The sequence below is a fragment of the Aquimarina discodermiae genome (assembly GCF_040786235.1).
Classification (GTDB): domain Bacteria; phylum Bacteroidota; class Bacteroidia; order Flavobacteriales; family Flavobacteriaceae; genus Aquimarina.
On record NZ_JBFMKP010000033.1, the window covers coordinates 1 to 15,935 of the forward strand.

12 protein-coding genes are annotated in these 15,935 nt (G+C 33.4%); 7 read left to right on the top strand and 5 right to left on the bottom strand.

The genetic code is table 11. The features are described from left to right. The first annotated feature begins 376 nt into the window (after positions 1-376). Together ABW636_RS18735 and ABW636_RS18740 are read left to right on the top strand one after the other, a co-directional pair. A complete protein-coding gene (locus ABW636_RS18735) occupies positions 377-1,015 on the top strand; it encodes a carotenoid biosynthesis protein (RefSeq protein WP_367591607.1) in 639 nt (212 codons plus the stop codon). Between the two features lie 255 nt (positions 1,016-1,270). After that, a complete protein-coding gene (locus ABW636_RS18740; protein ID WP_367591608.1) occupies positions 1,271-1,936 on the top strand; it encodes a DUF2459 domain-containing protein in 666 nt (221 codons plus the stop codon). A 44-nt stretch (positions 1,937-1,980) separates the two neighbouring features. Here ABW636_RS18740 and ABW636_RS18745 read toward each other — a convergent pair whose 3' ends face one another. From ABW636_RS18745 to ABW636_RS18760, 4 genes are all read right to left on the bottom strand, one after another. After that, positions 1,981-2,637 carry a fasciclin domain-containing protein gene (locus tag ABW636_RS18745; protein ID WP_367591609.1) on the bottom strand — a complete coding sequence of 219 codons (657 nt, stop codon included), beginning with the start codon at positions 2,635-2,637 and terminating at the stop codon, positions 1,981-1,983. Between the two features lie 186 nt (positions 2,638-2,823). Then, a complete protein-coding gene (locus ABW636_RS18750) occupies positions 2,824-3,093 on the bottom strand; it encodes a T9SS type A sorting domain-containing protein (protein WP_367591610.1) in 270 nt (89 codons plus the stop codon). Between the two features lie 110 nt (positions 3,094-3,203). Next, the gene (obgE, locus tag ABW636_RS18755) at positions 3,204-4,202 is read right to left on the bottom strand and encodes a GTPase ObgE (RefSeq protein ID WP_367591611.1); all 999 of its coding nucleotides are present in this window, start codon (positions 4,200-4,202) and stop codon (positions 3,204-3,206) included. 94 nt (positions 4,203-4,296) lie between these two features. Further along, complete coding sequence (locus tag ABW636_RS18760) at positions 4,297-5,403, bottom strand: adenylate kinase (protein ID WP_367591612.1); 1,107 nt, start codon at positions 5,401-5,403, stop codon at positions 4,297-4,299. A 230-nt stretch (positions 5,404-5,633) separates the two neighbouring features. Here ABW636_RS18760 and ABW636_RS18765 point away from each other — a divergent pair, with 230 nt between their 5' ends. Together ABW636_RS18765 and purE are read left to right on the top strand one after the other, a co-directional pair. Beyond that, the gene (locus tag ABW636_RS18765) at positions 5,634-6,791 is read left to right on the top strand and encodes a 5-(carboxyamino)imidazole ribonucleotide synthase (protein ID WP_367591613.1); all 1,158 of its coding nucleotides are present in this window, start codon (positions 5,634-5,636) and stop codon (positions 6,789-6,791) included. 91 nt (positions 6,792-6,882) lie between these two features. Next, positions 6,883-7,371, top strand: a complete 489-nt coding sequence (gene purE, locus ABW636_RS18770) for a 5-(carboxyamino)imidazole ribonucleotide mutase (protein WP_367591614.1) — start codon at positions 6,883-6,885, stop codon at positions 7,369-7,371. Positions 7,372-7,434: 63 nt separating this feature from the next. Here the strand turns inward: purE and ABW636_RS18775 are convergent, their stop codons facing one another. Continuing rightward, positions 7,435-11,529: a GEVED domain-containing protein gene (locus ABW636_RS18775; RefSeq protein WP_367591615.1), complete on the bottom strand. Its 4,095-nt coding sequence runs from the start codon at positions 11,527-11,529 to the stop codon at positions 7,435-7,437. A 1,117-nt stretch (positions 11,530-12,646) separates the two neighbouring features. Between ABW636_RS18775 and ABW636_RS18780 the strand changes: the two genes are divergently transcribed. From ABW636_RS18780 to ABW636_RS18790, 3 genes are all read left to right on the top strand, one after another. Continuing rightward, positions 12,647-14,668: a M3 family metallopeptidase gene (locus ABW636_RS18780; protein ID WP_367591616.1), complete on the top strand. Its 2,022-nt coding sequence runs from the start codon at positions 12,647-12,649 to the stop codon at positions 14,666-14,668. A gap of 201 nt (positions 14,669-14,869) precedes the next feature. After that, positions 14,870-15,373 carry a GbsR/MarR family transcriptional regulator gene (locus ABW636_RS18785; protein ID WP_367591617.1) on the top strand — a complete coding sequence of 168 codons (504 nt, stop codon included), beginning with the start codon at positions 14,870-14,872 and terminating at the stop codon, positions 15,371-15,373. A gap of 93 nt (positions 15,374-15,466) precedes the next feature. Continuing rightward, complete coding sequence (locus ABW636_RS18790; RefSeq protein WP_367591618.1) at positions 15,467-15,823, top strand: hypothetical protein; 357 nt, start codon at positions 15,467-15,469, stop codon at positions 15,821-15,823. Positions 15,824-15,935: the final 112 nt, after the last annotated feature.

A 15,935-nucleotide genomic window follows, 5' to 3' on the forward strand; every position in this document is an offset into this window, starting at 1 on the left:
CGATCTGTAAACACCTGCCTGTCAAGTGATTTTAATATCTTCATCTTTTGTGTATTTACATACAATTTACAAAATAACATACTCATTTACAATAATTTGAGACTTATATGGGTAACCCTATAATTTTATTTTAGGTTATCTAAAAAACAACCCAAATTTTTGTATTCAAAAAGGAGTTGTCTTCTGTGTTTTGCGATCATTATTTTATCATATCACAGATTTCTTTACCATTCTTTACAAATCATTAAAACAATAAATCAACAATATTTATGTTTACAAAGAAATAGTGATCAAGAAATTACTTTTAGACATCTCTTCATCAATAAAAACTGTTTCTAATTTGCAAAAAAACGAACTGTTACCCTCAGCAAAAAGAATGACCAAAAAATCTATCATTTCTATTGTTTTGATTTGGTCACTTATTACTCTAGTTATTATAACACTTGCTATGGGGCACGAGAATTGGTTTTCGATCATTTTTTTTGCAATTCAACTTTTAGGCATAGGACTGATCATTTTAAACTCTCTGAAAAATAAAAAAATGTTATTAGGATTACTAATTGTTTTTTTCTCAGGAATGATCATAGAATACATTGGTGTAAATTACGAGTTCATTTTTGGAGAATACGAATATGGAGACGGTATGGGAATTAAATTTTTTGGGGTACCCATTATGGTCTGTGTAAACTGGGCAGCAATAACTTATTGCACTTCGGCAATAGCAGAAAAAATCAGTACTAACAAAATTATAATTTCCATTTTGGGCGCTTTATTATTTGTTGCTCTAGACATTGTGGTCGAAGCAACTGCACAACGCTTTGATCTTTTTTGGCAGCTATCAAACTTTTTACCGATAAATGAATACATAGAATGGATTATAGCATCATTTATAGCACATTTTTTATTTATTAAGGTAGCTAAAAAAGGATTTAACTACACCTTAGCTTTCAATCTATTTACATCCATCTTTGTTTTACAAATAGTTCTTATATACTTCACGAATACTTTTCTTTAACATGATTAAGTTTTTTTGATTTATGCAAAAAATGACATGCTCAAAGTGACTAGGATTTTTGTTCTGAAAACTTTGTAATTTTTAACTTACCCAAAGACCGATACAATTTTTCTTCGTTTTACTGCGAAAAATCACTAAAACAGATACTTTTTATAGTATACTTGATGAGCTAAGGTTTATAATAAAAGGCAGCTATTTCTTTACTAAGAAAATAAGTATATTTTTGTCAAGCAAGTCAATTTTCAACAAAATCATTTGAGTACTAGTTCTGAAGTGAAATTATTTAGAAAAATATTGAAATACACGGGATATCTTCTAATTCTTCCCCTTTCATATCTACTGATATCTATTATTCTTTCATTTATTACAGTTAACAACAAAGCAACTAATACTCAAAAAAACCACACCATCTATTTAAGTTCTAACGGTGTTCATCTAGAAATAATTATTCAAAAACAGGATTTAATACCAGCTATTCTAGAAGGTCAAATATATAATGATAAAGCTCAATACTTTTCTTTTGGATGGGGAGACAAAAATTTTTATGTAGAAACGCCCACTTGGGGAGATTTTACACTCCTAAATGGACTTGAAGCACTTTTTTTTGTAAGCCCATCATTATTACATGTTACCAGACACTCAAAAACAAAAAAGCATTGGGTAGCTATCAAAGTTAACAAAGAACAGCTTATCAAAATCAACCGATATATCAATAGTACTTTTAAACTAGATCAACGTAATCAAAAAATATTACTCGCTGGACTTGGGTACAAAAAAAATGATGATTTTTATGAAGCTATGGGAAGCTACACATGTTTCAACACCTGTAATAGTTGGGTTAATTCTGCATTAAAACAGAGTTCTATCAAAAGTTGTTTATGGACGCCTTATGACTTTGGGCTTTTATACATTCACAACTAAAAAAGCCTGTAAGTAGACTATAAAGAACACTTATTACCATTTTTTCATTTTTTAGGCATCATGACTGCATCGATCGTATGAATTACGCCATTGGACGCGGCCACATCGGTAGTGATCAAAACACCGCCATTTCCATTTTTATCAATCAGAAATACTCTATTTCCTTTTAACGTAGCAGTGATCAATTCTCCATCCAATGTTTTTAGTTTTACACTTCCTCCTTGCTTCTTAACAGTATACACAATATCTTCTTTTTTAATAATCTTTGGAATAATATGACACTTTACTATTGCTGTAAGCTTTTCTTTGTTCTCTGGCAACAACCATTTTTCGATCGTCTCTTTGGAAAATCTATCAAAAGCAAGATTTGCCGGAGCAAAAATTGTATAAGCCCCTTCATCATCAAGCATCTTAGAAACCCCCGTAGCCTTTATCGCAGAAGTGAAGATCGAAAATCCTTTGTCTACAGAGGTAAACTCTGTTATTGTCGGAATTTTAACAACCTTTTTTGTTTGAGAAAAATTTTGAGCAAGAAGCTTCTCATCTTTATTTTGATGATCACTCTCTCCACACCCTGTGATTAATAAAAATCCTGATAAAGCAAAAACGGATACTACATCTTTAATCTTCATAGCATTGTTGGTTTCATTAGTATATCTATAACTCTTGTCTAGTAGCGTTTTTGAAAACTCTAAAAACATTACTAATCAGGTTATCCTAGTGAAACGATCCGGGTCTATTTTACTTCGATAAATTTCAGTTAAACAAATGTTAAACAAGTATTAATACGAATTATATTATAAATTTCACCAACCTCAGCCCTATAAACAAATAAGCAGGTTTCTTTGAAGAAACCTGCTTATTAAAATTATTAAATCGTTTATCATCTATTTCTTAAGAATCTTTTTTATCATCACTTCTGTATCTGTCCAGAGTTTAAGAAAATAAACTCCTTCAGGAAATTTCTTCGTATCAAATATTAATTCATTTCCTTCTTCCTGGGTATTCACTTTAAACATTTTACCTGCGATCGAATAAAAAGCATACTCTTTTATACTTTTTCCTCTAACATTGGCAATTGTAAGCTGATCTTTAAAAGGGATTGGGTAAACTCTTAATGGCTGAAGAATAAATACATTGTTATCTCCTTCAATCACTTCTTCGGTTTCCTCCTCTTCTACCTCATCTAAAACCTCTTCTGGGCGATTTACTATGGTTGTACGAACAGTATTTGTTATAATTGGCAGTTAAAATCAAAAAAATTACTTTAAACAGTAAGCATTTGCCAAAGCTTGTCTTTTAGTTCTTGCAAACCTTGTTGAGCAACCGATGAAATAAATAAATACGGAACTGTAAGCTGCTGATCAAGCTCTGTTTTTAGTTCTTCTTTTAACTCATCATCCAACATATCACATTTCGAAATCGCAACAAGTCTTTCTTTATCTAATAAATCAGGATTATAACGACGTAGCTCATCTAATAAAATTTCATACTGTTCTTTAATATCCGGAGCATCGGCAGGGATTAAAAACAACAAGGTAGAGTTACGCTCGATATGCCTTAAAAAACGATGCCCTATACCTTTTCCTTCTGCAGCTCCCTCTATAATACCAGGGATATCTGCCATTACAAATGTTTGAAAATCTCTATACTCTACGATTCCCAAATTTGGCTTTAAGGTAGTAAACTCATAATCTGCAATTTTGGGTTTGGCTGAAGTAATTACAGATAATAACGTAGATTTTCCTGCATTTGGAAAGCCGACCAAACCAACATCGGCCAACACTTTAAGCTCTAAAGTGATATCAGACTCTTGTCCTTCTACTCCTGGCTGTGCATATCGTGGCGTTTGGTTTGTAGGGCTTTTAAAATGCCAATTCCCTCTTCCTCCCATACCACCTTCTACGACGATATACTCTTGGTTAGGTTCGGTTATTTCTTTTATAACCTCTTGAGTTTCGGTATCACGAATAACAGTTCCTAATGGAACATCTACATAAACATCAGAGCCATCGGCTCCTGTACTTCTACTCTTACTTCCATTACCTCCATGCTCTGCTCTAAAATGGCGTTTAAACTTTAGATGGAATAAGGTCCACATATTAGGATTCGCCCTTATAATTACGTGACCACCACGCCCCCCATCTCCTCCATCGGGACCGCCCTTGGTAATATATTTTTCTCTATGCAAATGCACTGATCCTTTACCTCCTTTACCAGAGGATACATGCAATTTTACATAATCTACAAAATTCCCTTCTGTCATAAGTTCTCTTTACTCATTTATTGGCTAAGCACTCCTGCCGTTAAAAAATGGTATTCTTTATACATTCTAATTCCAAATTCTAACGAACTTAGAATTACAAATTATCTATTACGCTACTTAATCGTTCTGTAATTTCATTAATTGCTCCAACACCGTCTACTCCAAAATATTTATCTTCTTTTTGATAGTAGTTCTTTAAAATTGCAGTTTCGTTATAATATACTTTTATACGATTACGTATTACCGATTCGTCTGCATCATCTGCCCGACCCGATGTTTTCCCTCTTTCTAATAACCTCTGAACCAATACTTCATCATCAACTTCTAAAGCCACCATTGCACTTACATCAACTCCTTTTGAGCCCAACAATTCTGATAACGAGTCTGCTTGCGCTTCGGTTCTTGGAAAACCGTCAAAAATAAAACCTTTTGCTTCTGGGTTTTTATCTACTTCTGCATTTAGCATATTTATGGTAACCTCATCAGGTACTAATTGCCCTTTATCAATGTACGATTTTGCAAGAGTTCCTAAGGTAGTTTCATTTTTTATATTATACCTAAACACATCTCCTGTAGATATATGTACTAGGTTGTATTTTTGTTTTAAAACTTCTGCTTGTGTTCCTTTTCCGGCTCCTGGAGGTCCAAATAACACTAAATTTGTCATCTTTTTTGTTTTTAGTTGATAAACTCTTGTAAGATTACGTCCTAATCCATTATAATCAAGTCCATATCCTACAATAAATCTATTTGGGATTTCTATCCCTATATAGTCAATATTAATTTTCTTTTTATATGCTTCAGGCTTATAAAACAAAGTGGCTACTTTTACTTCTGCACACCCTTCTTTAATCAATAAATCAACAATTGTTTCGATCGTATTGCCTGTGTCTATTATATCTTCTAAAACTACTACTGTTCTACCAGACACATCTTCATTTAGTCCAATCAGCTTCTTTACTTCAGATGTAGACTGGGTTCCTTCATAAGAAGCTAATTTTATAAAACTAACTTCACATGCATAATCAAACTTTTTGACAACCTCAGAAGCAAACATAAATGCTCCATTTAAGACTCCAATAAACAATGGTTTTTTATCCACCAAGTCCTGATTTAACATCACTCCAATCTTATCTATAGCCGTATCAATCGTATCTTCGTCTATAAAAGGAATAAACTCTAAATCATGCAGCTTTATCATTTGATGTTTCTTAGGTTTTCTTTAATTTAAAAATTAAAGGCGCAAAGATAGTGATTAGTAATGAGCATAACTAATAGCATTTTATCTCCTGTTTATATTATAATTTCTACTAATAAACCTATAAAACACGATTTATAATGCTTACTAAAAGCATTTACCTCACATTATTATGGTTATTCCTTCTGAAAAAATTATTTTTGCCTTTTTATAATAAATTGGAAACCCCGGAAATGACAAATTTTTTTTCATCAAGTTTTACATTAGGAATATTAGGAGGTGGTCAGTTAGGCAAAATGATGCTTTATGAAACCCGAAAGTATGATATTCAAACCCGTGTTTTAGACCCTAGTGCAGATGCTCCTGGTAAGATTGCATGTGACTTTTTTGAGCAAGGTGATTTAATGGACTATGACACCGTATATAATTTTGGCAAAAAAGCTGATATCATAACTTTTGAAATAGAATCGGTAAACCTCGAAGCTTTAAAGCAACTAGAAAAGGATGGAAAAAAGGTATACCCTAGCTCAAGTACGTTAGAGAAAATACAAAATAAAGGTCGACAAAAACTTTTCTATAAGGAACATAAAATTCCTACAGCTGCTTTTAAACGTTTTTCTAATAAAGCCCATCTTGCAGAAGGTATTACCAGCAATGTTGTTAAACTACCTTTTGTATGGAAAAGTACTCAAGGAGGATATGATGGAAACGGTGTTTCTATTATTAAATCTGGTTCTGACCTTGCCAAATTACCAGATACAGAATGTATTGCAGAAGAATTAGTTAATTTTAAAAACGAGATAGCTGTAATTGTGGTTCGTACCCCAAGTGGAGCCATACAGACATACCCAGTAGTAGAAATGGAGTTCCATCCTGAAGCTAATCAGGTAGAATATGTAATTTGTCCTGCAAGAATTGATGACGATATTGCAAAAAAAGCAGTGGACATCGCTCAAAAAGTCTCAAAAGCTTTTGAGCATGTTGGTATTCTTGCAGTAGAGATGTTTTTAACACAAGATGACCAGATATTGGTAAACGAAGTTGCTCCAAGGCCTCACAATAGTGGACATTATAGTATTGAAGCAAGCTACACTAATCAATTTGATCAACACATAAGAGCTATTCTAGATTTACCATTAGGAGCGACAGAAAGTAAAGTTGGGGGCATCATGGTTAATCTTGTAGGAGCAGAAGGTCATACAGGAAATGTGGTCTATAAAAACATCGATGAAATCATGAAAATGAAAGGGGTGACACCACATATCTATGGAAAAAAACAAACACGCCCTTTCAGAAAAATGGGGCATGTTACCATTATACATGAAGATATAAATGAAGCAAGAAAAATTGCCGAAGACGTTAAAAACACCATACAGGTAATTAGTAAGTAGATACACTATCTATGATAACTTCATTTTTGATGGTAATTCTAAAATTAACACTATATAGGGTTTATAATATACTAACAAAAAACATAATACAATGAGTAAGGTAGGAATAATAATGGGGAGCACTAGTGATATGCCAATCATGGAAAAAGCTATCGAAATATTACAAAGTTTTGATATCGAAACAGAAGTTGATATCGTATCAGCACATCGCACTCCCGAAAAATTATTTGATTATGCCCAAAATGCACATACCAGAGGGATTTCTGTAATTATTGCTGGTGCTGGTGGTGCTGCTCACTTACCAGGAATGGTAGCTTCTTTATCTCCATTACCAGTTATAGGAGTACCTGTAAAATCGAGAAATTCTATAGATGGTTGGGATTCTGTTTTATCTATTTTACAAATGCCAGGAGGAGTTCCTGTAGCTACTGTGGCATTGGATGGTGCTCTAAATGCAGGTATTTTAGCTGCTCAGATCATTGGATCAAACGACACTTCGGTTTTGAATAAAGTAATTGCTTATAAAGAGGGACTTAAAGAAAAAGTAATAGAAGGTGCTAAAAAGATTAAGAACAACTAATAGTAACACCTATATAACAAAAAAAGACCGCTCAAAAAGGCGGTCTTTTTATTTATATAACATTTAAAGCTTAATAACTTTTAAAGTTTTAGAATCTCTATCAGTATTGATTTGTACAAAATAACTACCTTGAGTTCTTATTTGGTCACCTATTACAATTTTATTAGGATTGTTGTCATAGCGTTTATTAACCAATAACTTTCCTCTAATATCATAAACTTTTACTGAAAAATTATTTGAGTTGATACTTGCGGTATTGATCTCAAAACTGTTTTTGAATGGGTTTGGAGATATACTAACATCAGAAACAATCTCTTCTTTTGCAGCAGTGTTTTGACTATTTCTTACTACGGTAGTAAGAGGTTGATTTGCATTACTATTATACGCATAATCGGTAATTGTATATCCAGAACCATTGTTTGTAACTGTAACATGGAACCATCCATAATGGGTATTACCTCCATTTAAAAACCTAAACCCTATAAAACCAGATTGACCATTCCAATCTGTACCTAATAAAGAATTATTGGCATTCGAGTTAAAGTTACTCGTAGCTCCTACCTGAACACCAGCTCTAATTAATGCTATATTATCTGTAGATCCAACAACCACCAAATCATTTTCTCTACTCACAAACCTTAGCTGGCCTCCAGAAATCCAAGCTCCGAAACTATTATTATCTCCTACTTCTATTCTAAAAGGCCCCCACGTATTTGAAGCACTAACGGTGATATCTGTCATATTTACAAATACTACTCCGTCATTATTAGTTGCACATGGTGGACAAGTAGGACCTCCACAATCTACTCCGGTTTCATTTCCATTTTGTATATTATCAGTACAAGTTGGCGTTGGAGTAACGATTCCTCCTGTAATATTCACCGTATAATCTTCGATTTCTCCAAAACGTAAATTGTCACATGGAGAGGTGATATCGTTACCGCTCATTATCACTCGCATTCGGGTTGCCCCATTGGTAGCAGAATTAGGAACAGTAAACTGACCTGACACAGGACTATTGGTAGTACCCCCTTGAGTAAATACCTGCTCTCCTGCATCCGTAAAATTGCCATTTTGATTATAGTCTATCCAAACCGAATATCTTTCACTAAAAGTTCTTCCTGTCCAAGTAGGTGTAATCGAAACTGTTGACGAATTTCCTTTAGATAAATTGGTGCGCATAGCTGTAAAATCACCATATCCATTGTTAGAGCCTTGAGATGTATTATTAACGCTACCTACAGTAACATTACTAATAAATTCGTCATTTACATTACCTGTAACCGCGCAATAAGCTACTTCCCCAAGGGTTCTTACTTGAATCGTATTACTATTAGCAGATCTATTTCCCACAGCATCTCTGGCCCTAACATTAAACCTAAATTGAATACCAGAAGCAAGTCCTGTTACCTGAAAATTAGTCGCATTTAGGTTTTGTCGAATTACAACCCCGTTTTGTAAGATATCATATCCGGTTACCCCTACATTGTCTTGTGAGGCATTCCAGGCAAGACTTACCGATGTTTGTGTAACATTTGAACTCCTTAAATTTTGAGGAACCGTTGGTGCCTGCGTATCTGCCACACCATTTGCAGTAAATGATCCGGTAAATATCCCTCTACCATAGGTAGACGCAATAACAGTATTGTTATTATTATTCCCATTTACTGCCCAATAATCAAAAGAGGTTACACTTACATCACTCATGCCATTTTGCGATCGTACCCAATTAGGGTTATTCGCATTAAAATTATTCGTTCGCCAAACTCCCAATTGTGTAGCTAAAATCACTTCAGTTCTATCCAATGGGTTTTGCAAAATATCTCTTACCGGCATATCTGGCAAGTTCCCTTCTTTATTTACCCAATTCGCCCCTCCGTTAGTAGTTGCCCAAACACTAGTTACTCCATAATTATGAATAGTCACCATAATATCATTGGCTGTTGCTCCAAATCGTATAGAAGATATCGACCCTACAAACGGCGTATTAATATTTGCCCAGTTAGCAGTTCTTACCCCTACGTTGGTTAATCTAAGTAGATTACCATTGGCCAATCCCACTAACCAAGTATTATTAGCAAAAGGAGATGGTGTAAATGCTGTTGGAGCCGCATCTAGTAATGCATTAGTAATCCTATCTTGTAAATCGGCGGCGGTATTACTAGTAGCATCTACTGTAAAAATTAGAAATTGTCCTCCACCAGAAGCATCTACCAATAAAAGGTTGGCACCGCTATCATATCCCATTGGAGGTAAAAAAGGCCCTCCTGTAAAATTCAGAATACTGGTTCCTCTATCCACTCCATTCCATGGTAAATTAAATCGGGTAGCAGTTAAGCCCGAAAACGATGTGATTAAAAACTCTCCATCTGTATCAATAAAATTATAAAAACCATCTCCACCTGATATCTCTTCAGAGCTATTAATTCCTGCTACAGGATCTCTAAATATTTGTGTCCCGTTATCCTGAGATCCAGCCAGTAATAAAATATCCTGGCTTCCTGCACTTTCTGGGCCTACAGATGCTTTGACAAATTGAGTTACATTATATCCAGTATTCCTTGATTGAATTGAGTTTGTATTACTTTGAGCAGTCGATAAACTATTCGAATAATATACTCCTCCATCAGTACCAAATATCGCCTGATTGTTATTTCCTGGCCTAAAGGTCATTGCGTGATGATCTGCATGCACAGTAGGCACATTTAATGCTGCCAGATTATTATTATTAGACCATTTAGATATTTGTGTCCAAGACCCTCCACTATTTGTAGATCTAAAAAGATCAATTCCTCCTACATACACAATATCATCATTCCCCGGATCTGCTTCTATCATTAAATCGTAAAACGCTTGTCCTCTAGTAAAATCATTCGCATTGATATCATTATCTGCATCATTTGGTAAACTAGTTCTTGTCGCTGTAGCAAAACCATCAGAAGTACTGAATATACTTACAGGAATTGTAGCGGTAGTAACGCCTCCTACCAATGCATATAATTTATTACGGTCTGTAGCAGAAGCTTCTAACTCTACTCTATCCGAATTTTCTATTGGCGACACTCCGGCTTCTGTCCAGGTAGTACCATTAGTAGTACTAAAAATACGCCCCCCTCCCTCTTCATTAAAATGAAAATGACTAATAGTAGACATCCATAATCGATTATCTGCTCCAATTTCAAAATCATTAGGAATATAAAAATAGGTGCGATTTGTATTTGTAAATCTCATATTTGCCGTTTCGATTCGATTCCATGTTTGCCCATTATCAATAGACCTATACAACCCTGCAGATTGAGGGCCCAATATATTGGAAGGATTTACCGACGTTTTATGATCATGAGCTCCAACACCTACAAATAATTCTGTTCGATTCTGAGCTGTGTTGTTCCAGGCAACTACTTTATTAACATAGTAAATTCCAGACAAGAAAAGGTTATCAACCGCTTGATTAATATTTCCTCCTCCAGCAGGAGGAATATTTACAGCTTGCCAGGTAGTTCCTCCATTCGTAGATCGATAGACTCCATTTCCTACTACATCTCCAAAAGTATAATGTTCACCTGTCCCCAGATACCAATTGTTATTATTTCTTGGATCTACTGTTATTGAAGTCACGTTCAAATTACCAGGTACCCCTTGTACTCTAGCCCATTGTGAATTGGCATTGGTAATATCATTATTTACCCATAAACCGCCACTTACTCCGCCAGAAAACACTCGCCTATTAGTATTATCATTAGGATCAAACAGTAAAGCTCTGGTACGTCCTCCTACATTATTAGGTCCTCTTTCTACCCAAGGGTTATTAGCTTCTCCTGGAACCCTTTGCGCAGTTCTTTTACCTAATTGCTTCCTTAAGGCCGTCAACTTCTCGGGTTCTGGTCTTCCCGTAGCGGGGTTCATACTTAGCTCCCATAGTTGCTCATAATATCTATCGGGAGGAAGACGTAGTGCTCTTCGTTCTTTTTTAGAAAGGTTTTTGATATCCTTGTACGGACTATTATTTAAATACTCCATATGTTGCTCTCTTATACAGGCAATTTCATCTGCAGTATTGACTTGAACATCTTTTTTGTTCGCCGTTTTTAATGTCGAAAAAATCGACAATCCTAATACTCCTATTCCTAATAGAATAGCGTTTTTTGTCTTTTTCATGTTTTGAGTTTGCAATTTTTTATTAATACTTAAACCATAAAAATGTTAAAAAACTAAACTTCTAATAAACAAAAAGAAGTAAACTATAAAATTTATTAACATATTTATGATTTTTTTATAAACTTAACAACACAAAACATAAATATGTATTCGTTTTGTATGAACGGTATGTTTGAATGTATAAACGGTATATTTGAATGTGTAAATGGTTAATTTTCAATCACAAAGTGCTTAAAAAATAGGATAATGTGTTTTTCTAACCCAATATCATTGAAAAATAAACAGGTTAGTAATCTTTATTATGGTATAAAACTTTAATATTATAGTTTATACCTTATCTATAAATTGTAGATGACTCTATATAAAAGAAGTGCTATAATATTAGTGAAATATTTCAAATCAAAAGTAAAAGCGTTTAGAGCAAAGTTCAGAGGTGTCAAAAATGTAGAATTCTTCTTATTTAGATTAACTAGAATATTTGCATAAACACAACTTTTGATCTTGATCCGAAATTTGTCGAAAGAATAATAACAAAAAAAGAAGAGCTACCTTTCGGTAACTCTTCTGAATATCAGGTCTTACAAAAGAAAATAACAATATTTATTAACCAACTTAAATATATTACACAAAAAATTCAACGTAAGACCATTACTCTTAAAACCTGAAACAAAGGTAAAACCTTACTTTCATTACACCAAACAAGTATGAGATAAATTTTACAATTTTTCGATAAAAAACATATTTAACCGATAAAACACTCAATTTTAACATTATTTATTATTTTTTGATAGAAAAAACATACACTAAAACAGGTAAAAACCGTAAAAAAGTGTTGATTTCGGAAAAAAATACAAACAAAAGAGCCACAAAAATTGCAGCTCTTTCGATATATTTGGTCTTTACATTAGAAACAATTATTAATATTCATACCCCAAATACTAATAATTTTCTATCCTAACACTTGACCATACTAATAAACCTAAACCAAATGTATTAGTATAAAACTTATTTGATATAAAACGGACCTAATCAAATCTACCAATTTTCGATGAGTGGTTGTTTTTTTCGACATAAGAACAAATTGAATTCGTAATTTTAAAAAATTATCATAAAACTAATGAACAATCCATTACAACAACCTTTTGATACCGCACCTTTTTCTAAAATCACTTCTGATCATTTTTTACCTGCTATTAAAAATGGAATTGCACTTGCCAAGAAAGAAGTTGGCAAGATTGTTAGCAATCCAGAGCCCGCTTCATTTACAAACACGATCGAAGCGCTAGACTATAGTGGAGAATTACTGGATAGGGTAACTAGCTTATTTTTTAACCTTAATAGTGCAGAAACCAATGAAGATATTCAGAAAATAGCTCAGGAAGCATCTCCCCTACTTTCTGAATTTGGTAATGATATTGCATTAAACTTAGATCTATTTAAAAGAATAGAAACGGTATATAATAAGAAGAAATCATTATCCCTAACTGCAGAACAGTCCAGACTTCTTGAAAAAAGATACAAGTCCTTCTCCAGAAATGGCGCTAATCTTCCTGAAAATAAGAAAGAAGAACTTAGAGGTATTGACAAGGAACTTTCTACATTGAGTCTAAAATTTGGAGAGAATGTTTTGGCTGAAACGAATAAGTATGAAATGCACATTACCAATGAAGAAGATTTGGCGGGCTTACCTGAAGGAGCAAAAGATGCTGCCAAAGCTCTTGCTGCTTCCAAAAATAAAGAGGGATGGTTAATCACATTAGATTACCCAAGTTATATTCCTTTTATGAAATATGCAGATAATCGAGAACTAAGAAAAAAACTTTCATTGGCGTTTGGCTCAAAAGGCTTTAAAAAAGATGCTCTCGACAATCAAGATATTGTATTAAAAATAGCAAAACTTAGACATCAACGAGCTTTACTTTTGGGCTATAGTTCTCATGCACATTATGTACTCGAAGAACGGATGGCTCAATCTCCTGATACTGTATTTTCTTTTTTAAATGAAATTTTAGAAAAAGCCAAACCCGCTGCAGAAAGAGAATTTGAACAATTATCTTCTTTTGCTAGGGAATTAGATGGAATAGATCAATTACAAACGTGGGACAGTGCTTATTACTCTGAAAAACTTAAACAAAAACTATTTAATCTGGATGATGAAAAGTTAAAGCCGTACTTTAAGTTAGAAAATGTTATTGATGGTGTATTCTCTATTGCGAACAAATTGTTTGGACTACAATTTTCTGTAACGAATGAAGTTGACAAATACCACGAAGAAGTAAGAACCTATAATGTTACAGATCAACATGGTAATTTTGTCTCTTTATTTTATGCAGATTTTCACCCAAGACCTGGAAAACGTAATGGTGCCTGGATGACATCGTATAAATCGCAAATGAAAAAGGATGAAAGGAACATTAGACCTCATGTATCTATTGTGTGTAATTTTACAAAACCTACACCGTCAAAACCTTCTCTGCTAACATTTAACGAAGTAACCACATTGTTTCATGAGTTTGGTCATGCACTACACGGTATGCTGGCCGACACTACTTACCCTGGTTTATCAGGAACCAGCGTATACTGGGATTTTGTAGAGTTACCCAGTCAGGTATTAGAAAATTGGTGCTATGAAAAAGAAGCCTTAGAATTGTTTGCAAAACATTATGAAACAAATGAGGTAATCCCAATGGAATTGGTAGAAAAAATCAAACAATCTGCTACTTTTCTAGAAGGTCTGTCTACCTTACGTCAATTAAGTTTTGGGCTTTTAGATATGTCATGGCATTCTCAAAATCCAAGTGCTATTACAGATGTTAAAGGGCACGAGAAAAAAACTTTTGATACAACTTCTTTATTTCCAAATGTAGAAGAAAGTTGCATGAGCACTGCTTTTTCTCATATTTTTCAAGGTGGGTATTCTGCTGGTTACTACTCTTATAAATGGGCAGAAGTTTTGGATGCTGATGCATTCGAATATTTTAAAGAAAATGGAATTTTCAATAAAGAAATTGCTACAAAGTTTAAAGAACACGTTTTATCAAAAGGAGGTACAGAAAACCCGATGACACTATATACGCGTTTTAGAGGTCAAAAACCTAAACCCGAAGCTTTATTAAAAAGAGCTGGGTTGATAAAATAACTATAAAATTACATCCATAAAAATACTCCTAACAAGTTATATGTTAGGAGTATTTTTATTTATACCAACATCAGTTTTATAAAGTTTTTTCATATCGGTAAAAGGTGTCAAAAAAATACGTTGCTACTATTATTTGTTATCGAAAAACAAATTAAGTTTCAATATTTTTTGAAAGTTTAAAATTTTTTATACTTTTGTACTATGAAATACGATGAAGCAAAAAACAAATTTATTTCTACCTGGGGTTCCTTAGGAACTTTATGGGGTATTAACAAAGCAATGGCTCAAATTCATGCGTTGTTATGGATTTCTCCAGAACCATTATCTATGGAGGATATTATGGAAGAACTTCATATATCAAGAGGTAACACTAGTATGAATTTACGACAATTAATGGATTGGGGAATTGTTTTTAAAGAAAGTAAGCCGGGAGAACGTAAAGAATATTTTGTTTCTGAAAAAGATGTGCAAGAGCTAGCACGACAGGTAGCAAAGGAACGTAGTAGAAGAGAAATCAAACCTGTTATCAAAGTGCTAAAAGAAGTTTCGGGAATAGAAATGGATGGAAGCGCAAAAACAGAAGAACTCATTAAACAAACCAAAGCGCTTTACGACCTGGCAGATAATGCGGATACAATGATGAATAAAATTGTAAATCAAGAAGCAAATTGGATTACCAAAACATTAATAAAATTAATTAAGTAATATTTATAAAAACAAAAAGATGAAGGAAGAAGTTCCTTTTCTTTTTAAATATAAGTTTCAAAAATTACTGAAAATTCAAAAATTAATAACATTATGAAAACAACACACCTTATTAACAAATGGAGTTTTATAATTACCCTACTACTATATACCACTATATATGGTGGTTTACTAGCACAAATAGCTCTGGGTGGTATCCAAATTATTTGCGGTATTGTACTATTATTTCAATGGAAAAAATTAACTAATCAATCCAGAATGCATATCTCATTATACTGGACATTGGTGCTTCTATATGGTATAAGTTGGTTCTTATTTCAACCGTCGTTTAATGATTTTTTCTTTTTCGTCTATTACATCATCATTCCAATGAGTATTGCTGGATATTTTATTTATGTAACCTATCAAATTAAAAAAATGAAACATGAATTTCAACTTAGTAACATATAGTATTTACCTGTTGATTACTTCTTTAATTATTGTAAAAGTCGGATTCATATGCTATAAGAATGGGAACATATTTGTCATGAACCTCGTTCCTAATGATAAAGAATTCTGCATA